The 18,774-nt window shown below is 61.3% G+C and carries 16 protein-coding genes and 1 pseudogene; 12 read left to right on the top strand and 5 right to left on the bottom strand.

Annotated elements, in window-relative coordinates; genetic code table 11:
• Nucleotides 1-27: 27 nt before the first annotated feature.
• The 3 genes from BN1125_RS01860 to BN1125_RS01850 all read left to right on the top strand — a co-directional run bounded on the left by BN1125_RS01860 (nucleotide 28) and on the right by BN1125_RS01850 (nucleotide 2,522).
• Nucleotides 28-1,455, top strand: a complete 1,428-nt coding sequence (locus BN1125_RS01860) for a protein adenylyltransferase SelO (RefSeq protein WP_042010275.1) — start codon at nucleotides 28-30, stop codon at nucleotides 1,453-1,455.
• 10 nt (nucleotides 1,456-1,465) lie between these two features.
• Complete coding sequence (locus tag BN1125_RS01855) at nucleotides 1,466-1,753, top strand: DUF3630 family protein (protein ID WP_042010273.1); 288 nt, start codon at nucleotides 1,466-1,468, stop codon at nucleotides 1,751-1,753.
• Between the two features lie 94 nt (nucleotides 1,754-1,847).
• Nucleotides 1,848-2,522, top strand: coding sequence for a 7-cyano-7-deazaguanine/7-aminomethyl-7-deazaguanine transporter (locus BN1125_RS01850; protein ID WP_042010271.1), 675 nt, complete (start codon nucleotides 1,848-1,850; stop codon nucleotides 2,520-2,522).
• A 270-nt stretch (nucleotides 2,523-2,792) separates the two neighbouring features.
• On the opposite strand, the gene rraA is transcribed toward BN1125_RS01850, so the two are convergent.
• The gene (gene rraA, locus BN1125_RS01845; RefSeq protein ID WP_005340678.1) at nucleotides 2,793-3,278 is read right to left on the bottom strand and encodes a ribonuclease E activity regulator RraA; all 486 of its coding nucleotides are present in this window, start codon (nucleotides 3,276-3,278) and stop codon (nucleotides 2,793-2,795) included.
• A 146-nt stretch (nucleotides 3,279-3,424) separates the two neighbouring features.
• Here rraA and BN1125_RS01840 point away from each other — a divergent pair, with 146 nt between their 5' ends.
• Both BN1125_RS01840 and BN1125_RS01835 read left to right on the top strand, forming a co-directional pair.
• On the top strand, nucleotides 3,425-5,278 hold the full coding sequence (locus BN1125_RS01840) for a methyl-accepting chemotaxis protein (RefSeq protein ID WP_042010269.1): 1,854 nt from the start codon (nucleotides 3,425-3,427) through the stop codon (nucleotides 5,276-5,278).
• 122 nt (nucleotides 5,279-5,400) lie between these two features.
• A complete protein-coding gene (locus tag BN1125_RS01835; RefSeq protein ID WP_042010266.1) occupies nucleotides 5,401-6,051 on the top strand; it encodes a chromophore lyase CpcT/CpeT in 651 nt (216 codons plus the stop codon).
• A gap of 100 nt (nucleotides 6,052-6,151) precedes the next feature.
• On the opposite strand, the gene rpmE is transcribed toward BN1125_RS01835, so the two are convergent.
• Nucleotides 6,152-6,367, bottom strand: coding sequence for a 50S ribosomal protein L31 (gene rpmE / locus BN1125_RS01830; protein WP_016352348.1), 216 nt, complete (start codon nucleotides 6,365-6,367; stop codon nucleotides 6,152-6,154).
• Between the two features lie 147 nt (nucleotides 6,368-6,514).
• Between rpmE and priA the strand changes: the two genes are divergently transcribed.
• Entirely contained in the window at nucleotides 6,515-8,722 is a 2,208-nt protein-coding gene (gene priA, locus BN1125_RS01825) for a primosomal protein N' (protein ID WP_156993021.1), read from the top strand.
• Nucleotides 8,723-8,786: 64 nt separating this feature from the next.
• Here the strand turns inward: priA and BN1125_RS01820 are convergent, their stop codons facing one another.
• Nucleotides 8,787-9,878 carry a hypothetical protein gene (locus BN1125_RS01820; RefSeq protein WP_042010261.1) on the bottom strand — a complete coding sequence of 364 codons (1,092 nt, stop codon included), beginning with the start codon at nucleotides 9,876-9,878 and terminating at the stop codon, nucleotides 8,787-8,789.
• A 167-nt stretch (nucleotides 9,879-10,045) separates the two neighbouring features.
• Between BN1125_RS01820 and BN1125_RS01815 the strand changes: the two genes are divergently transcribed.
• The 5 genes and pseudogenes from BN1125_RS01815 to dtd all read left to right on the top strand — a co-directional run bounded on the left by BN1125_RS01815 (nucleotide 10,046) and on the right by dtd (nucleotide 14,776).
• Nucleotides 10,046-11,479: a DUF2867 domain-containing protein gene (locus BN1125_RS01815; RefSeq protein ID WP_042010259.1), complete on the top strand. Its 1,434-nt coding sequence runs from the start codon at nucleotides 10,046-10,048 to the stop codon at nucleotides 11,477-11,479.
• 170 nt (nucleotides 11,480-11,649) lie between these two features.
• A complete protein-coding gene (locus BN1125_RS01810; RefSeq protein WP_042010257.1) occupies nucleotides 11,650-12,876 on the top strand; it encodes an aromatic amino acid transport family protein in 1,227 nt (408 codons plus the stop codon).
• A 258-nt stretch (nucleotides 12,877-13,134) separates the two neighbouring features.
• On the top strand, nucleotides 13,135-14,007 hold the full coding sequence (locus BN1125_RS01805) for a virulence factor BrkB family protein (RefSeq protein ID WP_042010254.1): 873 nt from the start codon (nucleotides 13,135-13,137) through the stop codon (nucleotides 14,005-14,007).
• A gap of 131 nt (nucleotides 14,008-14,138) precedes the next feature.
• Nucleotides 14,139-14,252, top strand: a pseudogene (locus BN1125_RS18270) (virulence factor BrkB family protein); the annotation flags it as partial.
• 86 nt (nucleotides 14,253-14,338) lie between these two features.
• Nucleotides 14,339-14,776 (top strand): D-aminoacyl-tRNA deacylase, encoded by a 438-nt coding sequence (gene dtd, locus BN1125_RS01800; RefSeq protein WP_042010251.1) that lies wholly within the window; start codon nucleotides 14,339-14,341, stop codon nucleotides 14,774-14,776.
• On the opposite strand, the gene BN1125_RS01795 is transcribed toward dtd, so the two are convergent.
• Complete coding sequence (locus BN1125_RS01795; protein WP_042010311.1) at nucleotides 14,765-15,445, bottom strand: spermidine synthase; 681 nt, start codon at nucleotides 15,443-15,445, stop codon at nucleotides 14,765-14,767. The two genes, dtd and BN1125_RS01795, sit on opposite strands and share 12 nt — an antisense overlap.
• A gap of 173 nt (nucleotides 15,446-15,618) precedes the next feature.
• Here BN1125_RS01795 and BN1125_RS01790 point away from each other — a divergent pair, with 173 nt between their 5' ends.
• The gene (locus tag BN1125_RS01790) at nucleotides 15,619-16,527 is read left to right on the top strand and encodes a bifunctional GNAT family N-acetyltransferase/hotdog fold thioesterase (RefSeq protein ID WP_042010248.1); all 909 of its coding nucleotides are present in this window, start codon (nucleotides 15,619-15,621) and stop codon (nucleotides 16,525-16,527) included.
• Between the two features lie 54 nt (nucleotides 16,528-16,581).
• Here BN1125_RS01790 and BN1125_RS01785 read toward each other — a convergent pair whose 3' ends face one another.
• Complete coding sequence (locus BN1125_RS01785; RefSeq protein WP_042010246.1) at nucleotides 16,582-18,669, bottom strand: AsmA family protein; 2,088 nt, start codon at nucleotides 18,667-18,669, stop codon at nucleotides 16,582-16,584.
• Nucleotides 18,670-18,774 lie beyond the last annotated feature (105 nt).

Genomic DNA, 18,774 nt, shown 5'->3' with positions numbered 1-18,774 from the left:
GCATACGCAGGGACGAATGGCACAACCATGAAGTTGATCAACACTTTTGCGACCGAGTTGCCCTGGGCCTGTGAACCCGTGGTCCCCCAGCCGCTGCACCAGCCCCGGTTGCTTCATCTCAACCGGGCTTTGCTGGATGAGTTGGGGCTGGGAGGCGTCAGCGAGGCAGACTGGATCGCCTGTTGTGGCGAGGGAAAAGTGCTGCCAGGCATGCAGCCGGTAGCGCAGGTTTATGCCGGCCACCAGTTTGGCGGCTACAGCCCCCGGCTTGGAGATGGCCGAGCCCTGCTGCTGGGTGAGCAGCAGGCACCGGATGGTCAGCGTTGGGATCTCCACCTCAAGGGTGCAGGCAAGACCCCGTTTTCCCGTTTTGGTGATGGCCGCGCCGTGCTGCGCTCCAGCATTCGTGAGTATCTGGCCTCCGAGGCGCTCCATGCCCTCGGTATTCCGACCACCCGGGCGCTGGTGCTGGTGGGGAGTCAGGAGCCCGTTTACCGCGAGCAGGTGGAGACAGGCGCGACCGTACTGCGTACCGCCTCCAGCCATCTGCGCTTTGGTCATATCGAATATTTCGCCTGGAGCGGGCAGGGGGAGAAGATCCCGCCGCTCATCGATTATCTGCTGCGCCACCACTTCCCCGAACTGGAGAGTGGTGCCGAACTGTTTGCCGAGGTAGTGCGTCGCACCGCGCGGCTGATTGCCAAATGGCAGGCGGCGGGCTTCTGTCACGGGGTGATGAACACCGACAACATGTCGCTGCTCGGGCTGACGCTGGATTACGGCCCCTACGGCTTTATCGATGCCTACATGCCCGATTTTGTCTGCAACCACTCGGATCCGGCGGGTCGTTACGCGCTGGATCAGCAGCCTGCGGTCGGTTACTGGAATCTGCAAAAGCTGGCGCAGGCGCTGGCTGGCCATGTGGACGGTGATGCACTGGCAGCGGCGTTGGCCCAGTACGAACAGCAGCTGATGTTGCACTACTCCGAGCTGATGCGGGCCAAACTCGGGCTGGCAGTGTGGGAGGAGGATGACCCAGCGTTGTTCCGCGAGTTGTTCCGGTTGCTGGCGGCGCACAAGGTGGACTATCACCTCTTCTTGCGCCAGATGGGGGAATTGACCGCTCAGGGCGATTGGCCCGCCAGCCTGTTGGCCCTGCTGCCAGATCCTGCCGCCTGGCAAGGGTGGCTTGAAGCCTATCGGGCGCGCCTAATCCGGGAGGGGAGCGAGGACGCTACCCGCAAGGCGAAGATGGATGCAGTCAATCCCAAGTATGTGTTGCGTAATGCGCTGGCCCAACAGGTGATCGAGGCTGCCGAGCGAGGCAACATGGCGCCGTTCGAGCGTCTGTTTGCGGCCTTGCAGCACCCCTATGATGAACAATCCGAATATGAGGATCTCGCCACGCCGGTTGCCGCTTGGTATTGCGGTGGCGAGCTGTCGTGCAGCAGTTGAGAGGCAAGAGATGAACTGGCGAATGACACAGACAGATACGGAGGCCGGCGTGGTGATGCTGGCGTGTGATGGGCTTGAGTGGGACAACTTTCCCGCCCGTGCCGAGTCGTTGCTGGCCGCGTGGGAGCTGATTGTGATCGAACGGGAATGGGGGGCAGACCGTCACAGCTGGTTGCTGGAATTTGAAGGCAGTCGGTTGCGACTCGAGTATGAACACTACAGCGGTTGCTGGCTGACCGCAGTTCACCCGGCCGATCAGGAGGTGCTGTTCTGGCTTGCTGAACAGCATAAAGATTGAACTATCGGTTTTGGGGCGTATAATGTCGCCCCTCGATTATCGCCAATGGTGGCGATATGGGTTCCCTAACCCCATTAACCAAAAAGGTCACAATATGAATCTGACCCCTGCTCAGCACCAGACGGCGCTGGTGCGCCTGTCGTTGTTCCACATCCTGATCATTGCCAGCAGCAACTATCTGGTGCAGTTGCCGATCACCATCTTCGGCTTTCACACTACCTGGGGTGCCTTTAGCTTCCCGTTTATCTTCCTGGCTACCGATCTGACGGTGCGGATCTTCGGTGCCGGTCTGGCGCGCAAGATTATCCAGACCGTGATGCTGCCTGCGCTGGCGGTCTCCTATGCGCTCTCCGTGCTCTTCTTCGAAGGGAGCTTCCAGGGCGTTGGTCATCTGGCCGAGTTCAACCTGTTCGTGGCGCGTATCGCGCTGGCCAGCTTTATGGCCTATCTGGTAGGGCAGTTCATGGATGTGGTGGTATTCAACCGGCTGCGTCTACTCAAGCAATGGTGGATTGCGCCAGCGGCCTCCACCCTGTTCGGTAATCTGGTCGATACCATCGCTTTCTTCAGTGTGGCCTTCTGGCGCACCACAGATCCTTTCATGGCAGAGCACTGGGTCGAGATCGCAACCGTCGATTACGTATTCAAGTTGCTGATAAGCCTTGGTTTGTTCGTGCCGCTCTACGGCGTTTTGCTGCGTTACCTCAGCCGCAAGCTGGTGGGCGAGGCCGGATTATCCAGCCTGCAAACGGCCACCCGGCAAGCTTGACGAGATTGACCACCCTTCACGGTGGTCAATTTTTTTGCACTTTCTGCAAATAGCGCTTGCCTAGCTAGATGAGAATGATTATTGTTAACTTGTTTTCCGGGAAAGACTTCATTCGTTCCAACGTGATGGACTTCTTGTGAAGGCACGACATTGCTCACATTGCTTCCAGTTAAGGGCCAGTTTATCTGGCCCTCTTTTTTTGTCATTTTTCAGCAAGTTGCAGGCATAAAAAACGGGAGCCAAGGCTCCCGTCGTCACGCTGTCTGTGGCTTACTCGATATCGAGTGCCTCGGGGGAGAGGATCACCCCAGTGGTATCAGCGTAGAGGTGGTCATCAGGCAGGAAGGTCACGCCACCGAAGTTGACCGGCAGATCGGTCTCCCCTACATCCTTGCTGTCGGCACCGACCGGAATGGCTGCCAGTGCCTGAATGCCGATATCCAGATCTTCCAGAATATCGACTTCGCGGACGCAGCCGTAGCAGACAATCCCTTCCCAATCGTTCTCGGCCGCCGTGGTGGCGATGTCGCTGTCGATCAGGGCGCGGCGCATGGAGCCACCGCCATCGATCAGCAAGACGCGTCCCAGTCCGTTCTCTTTGACGAGTTCACGGATCAGACCATTCGATTCGAAGCATTTGACGGTGGTGATGACGCCGCCGAAAGAGGCGCGGCCGCCGAAGGAGCAGAGCATGGGTTCAAGCACATCCACCATGTCCTGATAGATGTCGCACAGTTCAGAAGTGTTGTATTCCATAGTGTCAAATCCACGGCTGGAAACAGGTGCAACCAGTATAAGGAGTGGGTGTGGCATTTCAATGAATATTCCTTGCACAGATCACCTGTCGCCGCTTTTCTGCATAAGCTCAATGCAGTTCACTGCCAGTTTGCGAGAGGTCCATCGTGCTTATCCGTCATAAGTTGATCCTGAATACCGTGCTGGTTGCCGTTGCCATGCTGGTACTGAGCTGCTTGTTTATCTACTCCAGCCAGGTGCACCGTCACCTGACCGAAGCTCAGCGTAATATCGACCAGCTGGAGATCGCCATGCTCAACCTGCGGCGGGCCGAAAAGGATTTTCTGATCCGCAAGGAGATGACCTTCGTCGAGCGCTTCAATCAGGGGCTGTCTGACTTTCACCAGCACAACCGGGAGCTGGTGACCGATGATAATCTGGCGGCCGTCGAGGGGGAGCTGACCAGACTGGATCAGCAAATCCGCGGCTATGGCAAGGCCTTCAACGATCTGGTAGCCCAGCAGCAGAAGATTGGTCTGGGGCCGGAGGAGGGGCTCTATGGCAAGCTGCGGGCGGCGGTGCATGAGGTGGAGAATGGGCTCAAGCAGCTGGATCAGCAGGGGTTGCTCATCACCATGTTGCAGTTGAGGCGGGTGGAGAAAGACTTCATGCTGCGCGCCGATATCCAGTATCTGGAGCGTTTCGAGACCTTGCACAAGAGTTTTCAGGATAGCCTTGCCACTTTGCCGGAGGCGGATCGTGGCAAGCTGGAGCAGGCCAGCAAGCAGTACCGGCAGGACTTTGTGGCGCTGGTGCAGGGGATGCAGGTACTGGGGCTGAAAGAGGATGAAGGGCTGCGCAACCAGATGCGGGATCTGGTGCATCAGACCGAACAGGGGTTTGCAGCCGTCGATCAGCACATTGTCGATGAGCTGGAGCGGCAGAGCGCTCGCCTCAACAGCCTGATGCTGGTCTGTGGCGGGGTGATTGTGGTGCTGATCGGCATCATGAGCGTGTTGCTGGGGCGCAGTATCGACCGTCCCATTACTCAGGTGAATGAAACAGTCAACCGCATTCGTCAGGATAATGACCTGCGTCTGAAGATAGAGTTGCAAGGCGCTGATGAAATGTCCCAGCTGGCTGGCAATCTCGACGTGATGCTGGGCGGGTTCCGCAACCTGATTGGCGATGTGAAGCAGAGCGTGCACACCCTGACCGAGGCGGCGGATCACCTTTCGACCAACGTCAAACGCACCAGTGAAGGGGCGGCGCGCCAGCTGCAGGAGACCGACATGGTGGCGACCGCTTCCACCGAGATGGGCTCCACCATCGAAGAGATCGCCCGCAACACCGAGCAGGCGGCCAACAATGCGCAGGCGACCAACAACAAGGCGATGGAGGGGCGGGCTGCGGTCGAGAATACTGTCGAGCAGATCCGCTCGCTGGCGGGCAATCTGGAGAGCTCATCCCGCGAGGTGAGCCAGTTGCAAAAAGAGAGCGAGACCATCGGTTCGGTGCTCGATGTGATCCGTGGTATTGCCGAGCAGACCAACCTGCTGGCCCTCAACGCGGCCATCGAAGCGGCCCGGGCAGGGGATCAGGGTCGCGGCTTTGCGGTGGTGGCCGATGAGGTGCGCAATCTGGCCATTCGTACCCAGAAATCGACCCAGGAGATCGCCGGCATCATCGACTCCCTGCAGAAACAGACCGGCAGCATCGTCGAGGTGATGGCAACCTGTCGCGAGCAGGGCAACCGCAGCTCGGATCAGGCCAGTACCGCAGGGGCGTTGCTGGGGCAGATCACCCAGGATGTGACCCACATCATGGACATGAGTACCCAGATAGCAGCGGCCATCGAGCAGCAGAGCCTGGTGGCCAACGAGGTGAACCGCAACGTCAACAACATCCGTGACATCGCCCAGGAGTCGAGCTCCATGGCCGAAGAGAATGCCAAGTCCAGCGATGGACTCAATAAACAGGCTCAGCTATTGAATCAGGCGGTTGCGAAGTACCGAGTCTAGTGACCGGGCGAAGATCCTTGCGAGGTTTTTGCACCAGAGTGGCAATGATTTGATCGTAAGGGCTGTTATTGGGCGAATTCGCTCATATAATCGCCGCCACTATGATGATTCGGAAGGATTCGATGGCAAAGTTGCTGGTGGCTGTATTCGGGCTGATCTGTTCCTGTCTGGCGTTGGCAGGACCGGTCCCCCAGGCCACCCCACTCAAGCCGGGCATGGAGCCGCTCCTCAGCTGGTACAACGGGGCATTCTCGAGCCGGGAGCAGGCCAGTTACGACAGCCGCTTTACCAGTGCCGAGCTGCGCTTGATGGAGATCTGGCCCGGCTATCTGGGCTATCGCTGGGTCTATGCCGAGCAGTCCCTGAGCCAGCGCTCCATCCGCCCCTTCCGCCAGCGCATCTATCGCTTCTCCCCTGCCCCTGACGGGCGGATCCTGATGGCAGAGTTAACCATGCCCCGGGCCATCGATTTTGCCGGTGCCTGGCATGAGCCCACCCTGCTCGACAGCCTGACCCCGCAGCAGCTCTCCTTGCGCCATGGGTGCGAGATCTGGCTGACCCGCACCCCCTCCGGCGAATATGCAGGTCACACCCGGGTTGGCCACTGCGCCACCGATTTTGGTGGTGCCACGACGCTGGTGCAGCATATCTGGATTGGCCCGGATAGTGTCAGACTGCTGGATCGTGCCTATGACAACACAGGGCGCCCGCGCTGGGGCAGCCCGGGTGAGGGGTATGTCTATCTGCGTCGTGCCATGGAGGTTGGTCAGTAGGAGCGAGTGCGGCCGGTTGAGGAAATGTGCAGGAAGCAAACGAGGAACAATAAAAAAGGCGCCCGATGGGCGCCTTTTTCAGAATTCTTCAGAAGTAAAATTACTTCTTGGTGGTCATCGCACCGAAACGCTTGTTGAACTTGTCTACGCGGCCGCCGCTAGAAACTTCTTTCTGCTTGCCGGTATAGAACGGGTGGCACTCGGAGCACACGTCCAGGTTCAGATCTTTACCCAGGGTAGAGAAAGTGTTGATGACGTTACCGCAAGAGCACTTGGCGGTGATGGCTACGTAGTCAGGATGGATACCAGCTTTCATGGACAACCTCAATTAATAGGCCGTGTCGCCATCCGATCTCTTGTCGGACACCACACGATTGTTGAACACAGTTTCAAAGGCTGCGAATAATATAGGAAATGCCTGAGATCAGGCAAGTGGCTTCGCAGAAAAAATAGGCAACCCCTGGTGAATTCTTCCCAAACGCTGGATATGGTTCGTGTCGCTGTCCCGGTACCGTTACGCCGTCACTTCGACTATCTCTCTTCCCTGCCGTTACCTGCTCCCGGTTGCCGGGTCGAGATCCCTTTTGGCCCGCAAACTCTGGTCGGGCTGGTAGTGGATCATCCGACCGACAGTCAGGTGCCGCGCAACAAGCTCAAGCCCATCAAGCGGGTGCTCGACAGTACCCCCGTGCTGGGGCCGGATATACTGGCGCTGATGAACTGGAGCGCCAGTTACTACCAGCATCCGCTGGGGGAGGTGCTGCCCCACGCCCTGCCGGTGCTGGTGCGCAAGGGGGAGCCTGCCGCCTATCGGGAGCTGGAGTTCTGGTTTGCCACCGAGGCTGGCATGGCCGTCGATCTGAACGAGCTCAAGCGTGCGGCCAAGCAGCAGCAGGCGCTTGCGCTGCTGCGCAAGGGGCCGCAAACGCCATCCGCCCTCAAGCAGGAGGAGATCCAGAGCGCCGCCCTCACCGCGCTGGAGAAGAAGGGCTTGCTGGAGAAACGCTTGCTGGAGCCGAGCCACGACGGCGACTGGGCCGCCCGCTTTGAACCGGGGGAGGGGCTGCGTCTCAACGGCGAGCAGGCGCTGGCCGTCTCCGCCGTTACCAGCCAGAGCAACCAGTTCGGTGCCTTCCTGCTCGATGGCATCACCGGCTCCGGCAAGACCGAGGTCTACCTGAGTATCCTCGAGCCGTTGCTCAAGGCGGGCAAGCAGGCGCTGGTGATGGTGCCGGAGATCGGCCTCACCCCGCAGACCATCAACCGCTTCCGCCGTCGCTTCAATGTGCCTGTGGTGGCGATGAACTCCGCCATGAACGACCGGGAGCGGCTCGATGCCTGGCTCGCCTGCCGTGACGGTGGTGCCGCCATCCTGATCGGCACCCGCTCTGCGGTGTTCACCCCGTTTCACAACCTCGGCATCATCATCATCGACGAGGAGCACGACGGCTCTTTCAAGCAGCAGGACGGTTTTCGCTATCACGCGCGGGATCTGGCGGTAATGCGGGCCCATCGTGCCGGCATCCCGATCCTGCTCGGTTCAGCCACCCCCTCGCTGGAGACGCTGCACAACGCCCGCACCGGCAAGTATCACCACCTCACCCTGACCCGCCGCGCCGGTAACGCCCAGATGGCCCGTCAGGTGATCCTGGATATCAAGAGCGTGCGGCTGCAGGCAGGGCTCTCCCCCCAGCTGGAGCAGTTGATGGCGGAACATCTGGCGGCAGGCAATCAGGTGATGCTGTTTCTCAACCGCCGTGGCTATGCCCCATCCCTCATCTGCCACCAGTGCGGCTGGAGCGCCGCCTGCGAGCGCTGCGATGCCTGGTACACCTGGCACCAGGCCGGGCGACGGCTGCACTGCCACCACTGCGACAGCGTGCGCCCGCTGCCCCACCACTGCCCCGAGTGCGGCAGCAGCGAGCTGATCGGTTCCGGGGTCGGTACCGAGCAGCTAGAACAGCTGCTCACCACCGTTTTCCCGCAATACCCTGTGGTGCGCATCGATCGGGACAACACCCGCCGCAAGGGGGAGCTGGAGACCCATCTCGGCGACATCAAGGCGGGCAAGTACAAGATCCTGATCGGTACCCAGATGCTGGCCAAGGGGCACCACTTCCCGGATGTGACACTAGTGGGTCTGCTGGATGTGGATGGTGCTTTGTTCTGCGCCGATTTTCGCGCCGCCGAGAAGCTGGCCCAGCTCTACACCCAGGTGGCGGGCCGCGCCGGTCGCGCCAGCAAGCCGGGGCTGGTGGTGTTGCAGAGTCACCACCCCGAGCATGCCCTGCTGCAGGATCTGACCCAGAACGGCTACGGCCATTTTGCCGACACGGCGCTGAAAGAGCGCCGCCTGTTGGGGTTGCCGCCCTTCAGCTATCAGGGGCTGTTCCGCGCCGAGGCCAACGGCCGCGACGAGGTGCAGCTGTTCCTCACCCGTCTCGCTGATACCCTTCGCAGCGCCCGCTATCCCCATCTGCAGGTGCTGGGGCCCATCAGCGGTTTTATGGAGCGCAAGGCGGGCAAGTTTCGCATGCAGTTGCTGGTGCAGGGGCCGAATCGAGCGCCAATGGCCCAACTGCTGGACTGGGCGGTGAAGGAGCTGGAAGGCTGGCCCGAGACCAAAAAGGTGCGCTGGAGTCTGGATATCGACCCCACCGAGCTGAGTTGATGGCGCCGGAGCCGGTCGCTGGCAGATTTCATCAACGACCGATCGGATGATTCCGTTTCAAGGCTCAGACCCGCAGGTCGATCTGCTGCACCCAGCCTCCCTTGCCCTGCTCGGTCACATAGAGGCCGGACTGGCGCAGCACCCCCTGAGTGCCACTCTCCCCCAGATGGTTGAAGGGGGTATCGAGGGGACGCAGCAGGATGGCGCCGATCCCTAGCTCCACCAAGGCGATGGGGGTGTGCTCCGGGTGCCAGAACTGCAGCGCAGAAAACTGGCTGTCCCCCTCGTCCAGCACGCCGTTGCCATCTTCATCAAGCCCGGCCAGCTCGCCGAAGCCATTGCCAGAGCGAGCGCCGAACAGCTCGCCACCATCGTCTATGGTGCCGTTGCCATTGCGATCCAGTGCCACGAAGCCACTCCCTTCCCGCAGGCCCGGCAGGCTATCCTCCTTGCCATCCTGATCGATATCGAAAGTGACCCGTGCCTCGGTCAGATCGGCAATCTTGCCATCCAGACTGAGCACCAGCGGATCCTTGAGGGCATTGAGGGTGGTGCGCCGCTGGCTCACCTCCAGCTGACGCCAGTCGAGGAAAAAGCCGAGATCGAGCTGAATAGTCTGGCCATCCCGAGTCGCTACGCTGGCTGACGCCACCACCTTGAGCTGCTCCTGTTGCAGCAGGGTGTCCGTTACCTCCACCACTTGATCCTGCTCGACGGCCTGAGTGGCGGCGTCTCCTTGGGTCACTCCCTTGCCCCCTTCTTCAGTGGGTTTGATCGGCTTGGGCAACTCGATCTCATGGCCCAGCATCGCCTCTACCATCAGCTTGATCAGCCGCTGGCGGTTATCGAGCCCATCATCGGGAATGCCATCCTGCTCTTTGCCGACGTCCGCTGCGGGCGGGGCGGGAGGCGTTGCCGCTTGCTGGCTGACTGCCGATTGCCTCGCGGTTTGCAGCGTCAGGGGGTTGGTGAGTGTCAGGGTGCTGCCGCGTTCGCCAGCCGCAGCCGCTCTGTTGCCTTCTGGTGGATTGACGGTGGGTGGCACTGGCCCGAGGTTGCGCACCTTGCGGCTCTGGGCCTGCTGTTGCCGGTATTGCACCTCCCCCTGGAGGTCGTAGTGATCGATGCGCATACGTTCGCCCTCGGCGCTATACATCTGGTCGGTTATCGACCAGTTGGTGAGCAGGGCTTAACACCAAATCGGACTAATCAGAGAGGTGGTTAGTACTAGGTTGCAAGGTGGCGGCGTGGCAGGATGATGGGCATGCGGGTGGTAGCCCGTTTGCCCAAGCGCAGGGCGCAACATGTGAAGAGGAATAGAGGATGAGAAATTGTCTGGTGATGGGGGCGGCGGGCTACATAGGCTCCTATCTGGTGCCCCACCTGCAAACATTGGGCTACAGGGTGATTGCCGGGGCTCGCCGTCCCTGCCGTCTGCCGGAGGGGGTCGAGTTTCGCCTCGCCGACAGCCTCAAACCCATCACCCTGCTGCCTGCGCTGGCGGGCATCGACACCGTCTTCTATCTGGTGCACGCCATGGGCGCAGGGGCCGATTTTCACCGGCTGGAGCAGCAGGGGGTGAAGAACTTCGCCGCCGCTGCCCGCGCCGCCGGGGTACGCCGCATCATCTATCTGGGTGCGATCCAGCCCGGGCAGTGCAACAGCCGCCATCTCAACTCCCGCCGCCACTGCGGCGAGCTGTTTCGTGACGCTGGCGTACCGACGGTAGAGCTGCGCGCCGGCATCATCATCGGGCCCGGTTCGGCGGCGTTCGAGGTGATGCGGGATCTGGTGTTCAACCTGCCGATGATGGTGACGCCCAAATGGGTGCGCTCGCGCACCCCCCCCATCGCGTTGTCCAACCTGCTGCACTATCTGAGTGGACTGGTGGAAGCAGACGAGGTGGATGGCAGAATTTTCAACGCGGTCGGCCCCGAGCTGCTCAGCTATCAGCAGCAGTTGCAGAAGTTCGCCGCCCATATCGGCAAGCGCTGCCCCATCATTCCCATCCCGTTTCTGAGTCCACGCCTCTCCGCCTGGTGGCTGCAGTTTGTCACCTCGGTGCCACAGCCGGTGGCCAAGGCGCTGGTGGGCGGCCTCAAGCACGACATCCCGGCCGATGACAGCCCGCTGCGTGCCCTGCTGCCACAGACCCTGCTCAGCTTCGACGAGGCGCTGACGGAGAGTCTGGCCCTGGAGCAGACGCTCGGGGCCGAGCAGCAGGGGCAGGAGACGCCGCTCGGCCTGCGCTGGCGCCATCCCGAATATGGCTTCTACGACCGTACCGCCAGCGGCGAGGCCATCTGCCTCGCCTCTCCCGAGGTGGTGTGGCAGGTGTTGCAGCAGCTGGGGGGTGAGCAGCGCTACTTCTACATGAACGAGCTGTGGGTGGTGCGCGAATGGATGGATCATCTGATCGGCGGCCCGGCCCGTACCCGTGGCCGCACCAATCCCGATCGCTTCGTGAAGGGTGACATGCTCGACTCCTGGCAGATCCTCGGGGTGGAGGAGGGGCGCAGGCTCGATCTCTTGTTCAACATGAAGGCCCCGGGCGTCGGGCGGCTGGAGTTCAACATCCTGCCGGAGGAGTCTGGCCTGACCCGCATCCGGGTCACCGCTCACTGGCACCCGCAGGGCGCCTGGGGGCTGGCCTACTGGCTCGCCATGCTGCCGTTCCACCTCTTTATCTTTCAGGGGATGACCGAAGCCATCGCCCGTCAGGCCGAAGCGAGAGCGGGTATCCCGGTGATGGATTAACCCCTCTTCACATCATTTCCGCTGATAGAGTGCCCCGAACGGGGCACTTTTTTATGGGGCCGCCATGCCCTGTCGCGGCAGATAGTGGTAGGCGTCTTATGGAAAAGGCTGGCATCATGCCGCGGTCTTGTTTACTGCGGATAGATAATCAGTCAGAAAAAGAAGGGACTATGAAGAAAAAACCGTCAATTTTGGGGGGCGCCTGCATCATTGCCAGCGTCTGCGTGGGCGCCGGCATGCTCGGTCTGCCGAGTTCTGGGGCGGGGGCCTGGACCCTCTGGTCGGTGCTGGCACTGACCGTCACCATGGTGATGATGACCCTCTCTGGCTGGATGCTGCTGGAGTCCTTCCAGCACCACGAGATGCGGGTCTCCTTCAATACCGTGACCCGCGAGCTGCTGGGGGAGAAGCTCAATCTCCTCAACAACCTCTCGGTCTACTTTGTTGGCGGCATATTGCTTTACGCTTATATCACCTCCTCCGGTGCCATCCTGCAGGGCATTCTGGGGATCGACAGCAAGCTCGCTTCGGTACTGTTCGTGGCGATCTTCTCGCTGGTGGTGTGGCACTCGACCCGCGCCGTTGACCGCATCTCTGTGGTGCTGATCGCTTTCATGATCCTCAGCTTCGCCCTCGGTGTGGCCGGGCTGCTCGGCAATATCAAGCTGCCGACCCTGCTCGATCTGGCGGGCAGCGAGAGCCGCTATGCCCCCTACGCCATGGCCATGCTGCCGGTGGCGCTCACCTCGTTCGGCTATCACCACTCGGTCGCCTCCCTGCGCGCCTACTACCAGAACGAGCAGCAGGCCCGCTGGGCGATTCTGGTGGGCACCCTGATCGCGCTGGCCCTGTATGTGCTCTGGCTGCTGGGGATCTTCGGCAACCTGCCCCGTCAGGATTTTGCCCCGGTCATTGCCAAGGGGGGTGATGTGAACGTGCTGCTCTCCGCACTCTCTGGGGTGATCGAATCGGAGAAGGTGGCCAGCGCCATCAACGGCTTCTCCATGGCGGCCATCCTCTCCTCCTTTATCGGGGTGGGGCTCGGGGTGTTCGACTATTTGGCGGATCTGTTCAAGTTCGACAACAGCCGCGCCGGTCGCAGCAAGACCTGGGCGGTCACCTTCCTGCCGCCGCTGTTGCTCTCCCTGCTCTTCCCGCTTGGTTTCCTGCTGGCCATCGGCTATGCCGGTGCCGCCGCCACCATCTGGACCTGCATCATCCCGGCGCTGCTGGTGTTGCGTACCCGGGCGCGGGCCGAGCGTGGTGAAGTCACACCGCACTTTGTCACCCCGGGCGGCAAGTTGATGGCCTGGCTGTTGATCCTGTTCGGTCTGGCGACCGCGCTGTTCCACTTCCTGTCGATGGCGGGTCTGCTGCCTGTCTATCTGGGTAACTGAGCTGGCTCGACAGCATCGGCACCGGAATAGGGCGGCAAGGTCCACTTGCTGCCCTTTCTACTAGCGGACTACATGCTGTAATCCGGCGTTGCAAACGGCCCCGTTATCGGGGCTGTTGTTGTTATGGCATCCGGTGACAGCCAGAGGTGCAGCCTGTGCCGCAACGGGGGAGATATGGCGGCGATCCCGGTTCACAGGTGGTCAAACAGCGCTCCCCTCTGACACAATGTCGGCATGTCGACACTTACGGGAATCAAGATGCAGCAGCAAATCAGCGGCCGTTTGGCCCACGCCCTCTCCTTTGTGCGCCACGATGGTCGCCACTTCGCCCAGTTTGTCTGGGGCCGTTTCCAGCAGGACAGATTGACGGTCACCGCCGGTTATCTGGCCTATGTCACCCTGCTCTCGCTGGTGCCGATGATCGCCGTGGTGTTTGGCATGATGTCCGCCTTCCCGGTGTTCCAGAGCCTCAAGCAGGCGATGGAGCAGTTCGTCTACCACAACTTCGTGCCGACCGCCGGGGAGATGCTCAAGGAGTACATCGACGGCTTCGTGGCCAACGCCACCAACACCACGGCGGTGGGGATCGGGGCGCTGGTGGTGGTGGCCCTGATGCTGATCTCCGCCATCGACAAGAATCTTAACTACATCTGGCGCTCGACCCAGAGCCGCCCGCTGGCGCAGGCGTTCGCCATGTACTGGATGATCCTGACCCTGGGGCCCGTGCTTATCGGGGCCAGCATTGCCATCTCTTCCTACATCTTTTCGTTGCGGCTGTTTGGTGCCGAGAGCCTGTTCGGCATCGGTTATCTGCTGTTGCGCGGCTTGCCGTTCCTCTTCTCTGTGCTCACCTTCCTGCTGGTCTATACGGTGGTGCCCAACTGCAAGGTGCGGCTGATCCACGCCTTTATCGGCGCGCTGGTAGCGGCGACCCTGTTCGAGTTGGCCAAGCGCGGCTTTGCCATCTACATCACCAGCTTCCCCTCCTATCAGGCTATCTATGGCGCGCTGGCGACCATCCCAATTCTGTTTGTCTGGGTCTATCTCAGTTGGCTGGTGGTATTGCTTGGTGCGGAAACCACGGCCTGCCTCGGTGAATACGAGAAACCAGCCAGCGAAGAGCTGGGCTGAGCGGCATCATTCCCAATTCTGTTTGTCTGGGTCTATCTCAGTTGGCTGGTGGTATTGCTTGGTGCGGAAACCACGGCCTGCCTCGGTGAATACGAGAAACCAGCCAGCGAAGAGCCGGGCTGAGCGGCATCATTCCAATTCTGTTTGTCTGGGTCTATCTCAGTTGGCTGGTGGTATTGCTTGGTGCGGAAACCACGGCCTGCCTCGGTGAATACGAAAAACCGGCGAGCGAAGAGTTGGGCTGATCCATCGCCTTGGCCACCGGTTTATTGGTAGCATCGACGACCGTCCCTGTGAGGGGGCGGTCGTTCTGTTTTCAGAGGAGAGGGATGTGATTGCATTGATTCAGCGGGTCAGCGAGGCCAGCGTGACCGTCGAGGGGGAAGTGACCGGTGCCATCGGGCAGGGGCTGCTGGTGCTGCTCGGGGTGGAGCAGGGGGATGACGAGGCCAAGGCCGACAAGCTGCTGCACAAGGTGAGCGGCTATCGGGTCTTCAGCGACGAGAATGGCAAGATGAATCTCAATGTCAGCCAAGTCGGCGGCAGCCTGCTGGTGGTCTCCCAGTTCACCCTGGCGGCCGATACCAAGAGCGGGATGCGTCCCAGCTTCTCCTGCGGTGCCCACCCGAGCGAGGCCGAGCGGCTCTATGACTACTTCGTGGCCAAGGCTTCAGCCAGCGGTATCCCGACCGAAACCGGCCGTTTTGCCGCCGACATGAAGGTGGCGCTGGTCAATGACGGCCCGGTCACCTTCTGGCTACAGGTCTGAGGAGGCTTGATCCCGCGGTGTGACGTGGACGATCACGTTGATGAGTCCCGCGACCGGATAGGGGGTGGCCGGGCCAACCCACTGCTCGATCAGTGTCAGGGCGTGGGTTAGCTCAAGTTCGGTACGCGGCAGCAGGTTGATAACCAAGGTGCCGCTGAGGCGGGGAGCCAGCGCCCGGTAGAGCCGTTCCTGAAACAGCAGCAGCGGGTTGCCATCCTGACTGAAGAGATCGAGCAGGATGAGGTCGTACTGCTGCTCGCTCTGTTCGAGAAAGGCGAGGGCATCGGCCTGATGGAGTGCCGGAGCGGCGCGTTTATCGCTCTCCTGATGCTGGAAAAACTGCTGATAAACGGTCAACACCTCTTCGTCGAGGTCGACGCACTCGTGGCGAGCAGCGGGCCAGCGCTGGTGCAGATGGCGGGTGAAATCGCCGCCCCCCAGCCCCAGCTCGAGGATCCGGGTGGCCTGCTCGGGCAGCAGACAGGCGATGACCCGCTGATGGGGCAGGCAGAGGGCGGCGGGGTCGGCGAGCGACATGGCGGATTGCACCACGCCGTCTATTTCCAGCCAGCGGTGGTGGCTATTTTCCTGCACGGTAAGGCGGCGCTGGGGTTTGACGCTGAGGTGCAACAAGTGATCGGCTTGGTACGCTTGCAGATTGAAGTCCATGAATTTGCACGGCAAGATGGTTTCCGACCAGTGTAACTCAAGGATGAAACTATGTACCGGGTAGTCCCCCCCAAGCGGCAGCCGAGCTGGGTACTTACTGCAGGCTGCGCTGGAATAAATGGTTGCGTAAGCCCTTCAATCTGCCTGTCGGCGCAAACTCTAAGGATCGCTTTATGTATCGGGTAGTCACCCCTCAGACAGCCGCCGAGCTGGATGCCTACTACCAGTTGCGCTGGGAACTCTTGCGTAAACCCTTCAATCTGCCGGTCGGTTCCGAACGGGATGAGTACGACACCGTCGCTATTCACCGGCTGATGTTGGCCCCCGACGGCACCCCTATCGCGGTGGGGCGGCTGTTTGTCGGTGGCGACGAGGCACAGATCCGCTTTATGGCGCTGCGCCCCGAATTTCGCGGTCAGGGGCTGGGCGCTCGCATGGTGGAAGATCTTGAACAGCTGGCTCGCAGCGAGAAGGTGAAGCGGCTGGTGATGAATGCCCGCCAGGAGGCGGTGGAGTTTTACCGCAAGTGTGGCTTTCTCGAGGTGGGGGAGGGTCCCGTCTCCTTCGGGCGCATCCCGCACCGCCAGATGATCAAGTCCCTGAGCCCGCTGCAGACCATCCAGTACCGGCCGGAGTGGTGCCAGGATCTGACCACCCGCTGGTCGCGCGGCATTCCCATCAGCGAGAAGATGGGGGTGCATATCACCCACTACGACGGCCAGACTTTCCACCTCAAGGCCAATCTGGCAGCCAATTTCAACGTGCATGACACCATGTTTGCCGGCAGCATTTACAGTCAGTGCGTGTTGGCGGGCTGGGGCCTGATCTGGCTGCAACTCAAGGAGGCTGGGCTGGTGGGGGATACGGTGCTGGCGGAGGGCAACATCAAATACTACCGGCCGGTCAAGGAAGAGCCAGAGGCGCGGGTGGCGCGGGAAGGTATGCCCGCCGTGCTTGAGCCGCTCAAGGCCGGCGAATCCGCCAAGTTTAGCCTCAGGATCCAGCTGTTCAGCGGTAGCAAACTGGCGGCGGAGTTCCTCGGTCACTACGTGGTGCAGCCGCCCCGCCGTTCGGGCCAGTAACCGCACCGTTTCCCCATCAAACGACCAGGCCTCACGATGAGGCCTGGTCTGTTTTTACCCTTGCTGTCTGTCGGTTGTCTGGCCCGCTTGGGCCTGGGTTTTAGGCACCGGGGCCGGTCGCCAGAGCGGAGTGCTGTTACCTTGTGGCGGATAGCGTACCCCCACCTCCCAGCCGCAGGCGTCCTGCTTCTGCGGGAAGCTCCATGCCAGCGTGGGGGCCGTCAGTGGCCCGCGCCACTGGCCGAGCAGCTCGGCACAGCGGTTGCCGTTGAGGACCCCCAGATCGAGCTGCCACAGCTCGTTGACCAGATCGACCCCCCCTTGCAGCGCCAGCAGGTGGGTGATGGTGGAGGCGCCAGCCTGCTCGATCTGCAGTTCCCCCTTGTCGATCTTGCCTTGCAGCTTGATGCGGTAGAAGGGGGTGTCACCCTCCTGCATCGCCAGCCATAGCTGATCCGGCGTCAGGGTGGGCGGGGTCGCTCCCTTGAACCACTCATCCAGCAGCGGGTCTATCTTCACCTTGTCCCAGAAGGGCTCGTCCGCATCGAGGGCAAAGCTGCCCTGCAGGGTCTGGCGCCACTCGCCCGCTGTTTTGCCGTGTTCGGCTTGCAGGTCGGCGTTCACGTCCGCCTTGCCAGCAAAGGAGACCGGGGAGTGGAATATCTTGCCCCACTGCTGCAGATCCAGCTGGGTCGCCTGCAGTTGCAGGTGGCTGCTCTGGCCCGGTTCGCGGCCCCACTGGCCGCTTATGCTGAGGGTGCCCTCATCCGGCAGCGAGCTGGTGAGTTTGCCCAACTGCCAGGAGCTGGGGGTCAGCTCCCCATCCAGCTCGCCGTTGCGGGCGCTGAGACCATCCCACACCAGCTCGAACCACTTGCTCTCGATGCGGGCACGGCCAAGCAACGGGCCGGGCTGATTATCGCGCAGGGCGAGATCGCTCAGATAGAGCTGCCAGCCGGTCAGCGACAGGGGCAGAGTATCGTCGAAGGAGAGCACCTTGAGCTTGTCGAACGCCAGCTTGCGAATATCCACCTGTTGCGGGCGCCAGCTCTGCCAATCCTGCCACCACCCCTGCGGCAGGCTGATATCCATGCCGCTCAGGGTCATATCCTTGAGGGTCAGCTTCTGCTGCTGGGTGTCAAGGGCCAGATCCAGGGTGAATGCCCCTTCATAGGCCTTGCCCTGCAGTTCGGCATCGATCTGCTGTGCGGAGAAAGCAACCTTGCCCTTGATCTCCTCCAGCTGGAACAGGCCGCGCCCCATGTCGCCCAGAGTGCCGGTCAGATAGCCGGTAGGCTGGCTGCCCGCCTGCCAGTTGAAGGCGGTGAGCTGGCCGCTGAAGTTGTTGAAAGAGAGCTCCTGATTGATGTCGTTGAGGCTGACGCCGTCCAGCTGGCCGCGATCCAGCGATACCTGCCGTAGCGGGAATTCGTGCTGCGTCAGATCACCCAGCTCCACCCGCATGCCGCGCGCCTTGAGGTCTTGCAGTTGCAGGGTGCGGGCGGGCCAGTCCAGCACCATGCCGGTCGTAAGCCCGCCGTCGAACAGGTTGGTCACCAGCTTGTCGGTGCGCAGCACTTCCCCCTCCAGCCGTCCTTGCAGGTTGAGACGGGCGAAGGTGAATTGCGGGGTCTCCAGCTGGCCGATGTTGAGGTTCAGGTTGGCCTGTGGTTGCCGTTTCGGGTCGATCAGCTCCCAGTCGCTCAGGGTGGCGTTGAGGCCGCGGATGGTCAGCTCGCTGCTCTCCAGACTGAGTCTGTCGATAGTGCTGTCGCTGATGGTGAGGGAGTGCACCGGCAGGCTTGGCAACTGGTTGGGCAGTGGCAGCTTGATGGCGGGACGAATGAGATCGAGATGGGCGATGCGCACATCGCGGCTCAGCCAGTCGATGCTCTCGATCTCCAGATAGATCTTGTCGAGGGAGACCGCATCGCCATAACGCACCTGCTCCGCCAGCAGGGTGTAGGGGTGAAGTGGATTGAACACCAGCCGCCCTATGGTGACCGGCACGCCGGTCTGCTGGCTGATCCAGCTGGCGATGGGGCCTTTGGCGCGCTCGGCGTCGAACAGGCCGAGGGCAACCCAGACAAACAGCAGCAGGAAGGCGAAGGTGTAGAGCAGGCCGCGTAGCCAGGAATTCATAGTTGCTTTCCTCCTGTTTTGGGGTGTGTTGTCAGGCGTTTGAGTAGTGGTCTCGCAGACCGAGCCAGCGCCGTATCAAGGGTTCGACATGGCTTGGATGCCTAT

This window comes from Aeromonas fluvialis (assembly GCF_000819885.1).
Classification (GTDB): Bacteria; Pseudomonadota; Gammaproteobacteria; order Enterobacterales; family Aeromonadaceae; genus Aeromonas; species Aeromonas fluvialis.
The sequence above is the reverse complement of the archived record's forward strand: the minus strand, read 5'-3'. Positions and strand labels throughout refer to the sequence as shown.